This window comes from Paenibacillus cisolokensis (genome assembly GCF_018403665.1).
Taxonomy (GTDB): Bacteria; Bacillota; Bacilli; order Paenibacillales; family Paenibacillaceae; genus Paenibacillus_AH; species Paenibacillus_AH cisolokensis.
In genome coordinates this window covers 1-3,652 of record NZ_BOVJ01000257.1, presented here as the reverse complement: position 1 = coordinate 3,652, position 3,652 = coordinate 1, and the positions used below count along the sequence as shown (strand labels likewise).

The window sequence follows — 3,652 nt, the reverse complement described above, 5'->3', positions numbered from 1 at the left end:
CGCGGCGGCCGCCGCCGCATGGACCGCGGCGAGCGCCGCCGCGGCTGAGGCCGAGCCGCGCCTGGCGCTGCGGCTCGACCAGCTCGCGCAAGCGCTGCGGCTCGAGGAAGAAGCCGTCAAGCTTGCGCGAGCGATCGAGGACGGCGAGCGCCGCCATGCGGACGCCGTCGAACGGCAGCGGCGTTATGGCGAGCAGGCCGCCCAAACGAACGAGAAGCTGGCTCGCGGCACGGCGCGGCAGAGCAAGTTGAAAGCGGCGCTGCAGGCAGTTGAGCTGAAGCCGCACGAGCGCCAGCAGCGCCTGCTGTTGTCGCGCCGCCTGCAGGAGCGGCAGGCGCTGGCGGCACAGCTGTCCGCCGCCCGGGAAGAGCTGGCCGCGCAGGAAAAGGCCGCCGCCGAAGCGGCGGACAACTGCCGCCAGGCCGAAGCGGCGCTCGAGCGCGAGCGGCGGGAGCTGGCCGCGGCCGAACGGGAGGTTTCGCCGGTTGCGGCGGCGCTCGGCGAACTGGAAGACGGCTTGCGGCGTCTTGCGGCCGCAGCCGAGACGGCGCTTCAGCGGGAAAGGCAGCGGGAGCGGGAGCTGGAGCGCTGGCGGCTTGCCGCGCAGCTTGCGGCGGAGCTGGCCGACGGAGCGCCCTGCCCCGTATGCGGCTCCTGCAGCCATCCGGCGCTGCACGGCCAATCGGCGCCGAACGCGCAGCCGGCTGCCACCGCTGCCGCCACCGCCGGTGCTGCCGACGCCGCAGACGCGATCGAGGGCGGCGCTGCCGCTTGGGAGCGGCTGCTGCGGCGGATGCAGGAAGCGCTCCTCGCGCTTGCGCCTGTCCGGCACCGCGCAGACGAATGGCTGGCCAAGCTGCGCGAAGCGGCAGACGGCCTGCATGGCGAACCGCTGCGTTCCGCCGACGATGCGGCCGGCCGCGCGGCCCGCGACTTGCTCGGCGCGTGGGCGGCTGAAGCGGCCGCCGCGGTCGCCGCGACTCCGCAGGCGCCCGGAGCGATGCCGGAATTCGCCGGAGCGCCCGGACTTGCCGAAGCTTCCGCGGCGCTGGAGGCGGCGGAGGAGCGGCGCCGGACGTGCGAGATGCAGCTCGGGCGCTTCGGGCAGCAGCTGACTGCCGCCTTGAAAAGGTTGAACGAGTCGCGAAGCCTTGCCGAGACTGCGGCCGCCGAGCTAAGGGCGCTGGAGCGCCCGCTAGCGGCGGTGCGGCGCAGGGCGGAGGAAGCGCAAGCGGCAATGGCGGCGGATGACGGGCGGTGGGCCGCAGAGTTTCCCGGCCTGCCGCCGGAGAAGGCGGAGGAGACGCTCGCCGACTGGGAGCGCCGCGACAAAGAAACGGACGATTTGAAGGAGCGGCTCGAACGGAGCGTCACCTTTCTGGAAGAGCACCGGCAGTTGCTTGCCGAGCTGCAGGAGGCGGAGCGGCAGGCGCAGCTGGAAGCCGTGCAGGCGGCCGCCGCGCTGGAGGGCGACCGCCGGCTGGCGGCGGATCAGCGCGAACGGCTGGCGGCATGGACCGGCGGCCGTCCCGCCGCCGAGCTGATTGCCGAAGCCGAGCGCGAGCTGAAGTCGCTGCGCGACCGGCTGCAGGCCGCACAGCGCGAGCATGAGGCGGCCCAGGCCGCCCTGCAGCAGAGCGCCGAGCGCCGGGCCGCGGCGGAAGAAGCCGAGCAGACCGCCGCCGAACGGCTGGCCGCGGCTTCCGCGCATTGGGATGAGCTGCTTGCCGGTTCGGAATTCGAGAGCGCCGAAGCCGTTGCGTCGCTGCGCGGGCTGCTGCCGCAGAAGGAAGCGATGGAAGCTGCGATCGCCCGGCATCGCGAGGCCGAGAAGCAGCTGGCGGCTCAGGTGGAGCTGCTCCGCGAGCAGCTCGGCGGTCGCTCGGTGACGGACGAAGAATGGAGCGCTTGCGTTGAAGCCTGGACCGCCGCGAAGCGGGCGAGCGAAGAGAAGCTGCAGGCGGAAGCAAGGGCGCAGCGCGATCGGGACGAACTGGCCGGCAAGCACGAGCGCTGGACGGAGCTCGAGGAGAAGCGGCGCGGGCTGCAGGAGCTGCAGGGCCGTCTCGCCAAGCTGCAGTCCGTCTTTCGGGGCAATGCGTTTGTGGAATACATAGCCGAGGAGCAGCTCGTCCAGGTATGCCGCGTCGCATCGGAGCGTCTCGGCTACTTGACGAAGCGGAGATACGCGCTGGAGGTCGATTCCGGCGGCGGCTTCGTCATCCGCGACGACGCGAACGGCGGCATCCGCAGGCCGGTGTCGACGCTTTCCGGCGGGGAAACCTTCCTTGCCTCGCTTTCGCTCGCACTCGCGCTATCGGCGCAAATTCAGCTGCGCGGGCGGCATCCGCTGCAATTCTTTTTTCTGGACGAAGGATTCGGCACGCTCGATCCGGAATTGCTGGAGACGGTCATTGCCGCGCTGGAAAAGCTGCACACGAGCGAACTGGCTGTCGGCGTCATCAGCCATGTGCCGGAGCTGAGGGCCCGGCTGCCGAGACGGCTGATCGTTACGCCTGCGGAGCCGTCGGGGGCGGGCAGCCGCGTCGCGATCGAAACGATGTGACGCCTTGCGCCTCGGGCTGTGCGCCTATGTTTCCGGTTGCCGCCGCATGCAGCCGGGTATCGAGAGCGGCGAAGCGCCTTGCGCCATGGACGGGGAGCCGCCGCCTTTCGGCCCGGCTCTGGCGCCGCGCCTATTAAGCTTGCCGTAACTGTACGGTATGGAAAAGAGGGAGTATGAAGTTGGAATCCAAATCGACCAAACGCTCATATGCGCTTGCCGTTACGCTTGTTCTGCTTGTGTTCAGCCTGATGGGCAACGTGCTGCTGTACACGCTCTATTTGAAGAACGGAATGGATCGGGGCGTCGAGAACGGTAAACAGATTGTTCGGGCGGCCGAAGGGGCGAAGCGGCACGTCGCGTCCGTCATGGACGGGACGGCCGGCTTGCTGGAAGCGGTATCCCCGGAAGAGCGCGCGTCGGCGCTGTACAGGCTTGGCCTGTCGCTTCGGGATGCGGACTTGCTGGCCGAATTCACGGAAACGGCGGTGAAAATCAGCGGGGAGGATGCAGCTGCGGAACGCCGCAGCGCTTCGCACTTCATTCTTTCCGTCGAGCGGTCGTTCGGCGATATTGCGAACGGAGCGGGCGTTCTGACCGCAGCCGAGCGGGAGGAAATACTGGCGATTCGCGCCGCTTACGAACAAATGCAAGGTATTCTGGACAAATTCGACACTTCGGCGGGCGACAACAAATCGTTTTGATCCGTCTGCAAAACGGCGGCGGCGGCTGGGCCGTCATCGGGGGACAACTGCTCGACGCGATGTCCGGGTTCGGAGCCGCCGGCGAAGGTCAATGAAGGTTCGAAGCGCATGAAGCCCGTCAAGTTCGGCCCGGCCGGTCGGCCAGGTCAGGACGGCAAGCGTCAAACCCAGCCCGCCTGTTCAATCTTAGCCAAGCCTGTCAAACTAAAGCCATCCTGAAAGTGAAGGACAATGGCATGGCAAATCCATCACTCAGCGGGCTCGGGCAAGAGTGAATCGGAGCCGGAGGCAAAAGCACGGGCCAAGGTGCACGAACCCGATTCGAGGCGACCGGCGAACCGTGACATTCTCATGGCAAGAGAAGCCTAACGAATCTGACAATCGC

The 3,652-nt window shown here is 68.4% G+C and carries 2 protein-coding genes; both read left to right on the top strand.

The genetic code is table 11. The annotated features are described in order from the left end of the window. Positions 1 to 2,566, top strand: a 2,566-nt coding sequence (locus tag PACILC2_RS25675; RefSeq protein WP_213531842.1) for an SbcC/MukB-like Walker B domain-containing protein, incomplete at its 5' end; no start/stop codon positions are given. Between the two features lie 173 nt (positions 2,567 to 2,739). After that, entirely contained in the window at positions 2,740 to 3,267 is a 528-nt protein-coding gene (locus tag PACILC2_RS25670) for a hypothetical protein (RefSeq protein WP_213531840.1), read from the top strand. The last annotated feature ends 385 nt before the right edge of the window (positions 3,268 to 3,652 follow it).

Excerpts from the sequence above, each read along its gene's own strand:
- PACILC2_RS25670 (WP_213531840.1), top strand. The coding sequence starts at position 2,740 with ATGAAGTTGGAATCCAAATCGACCAAACGCTCATATGCGCTTGCCGTT.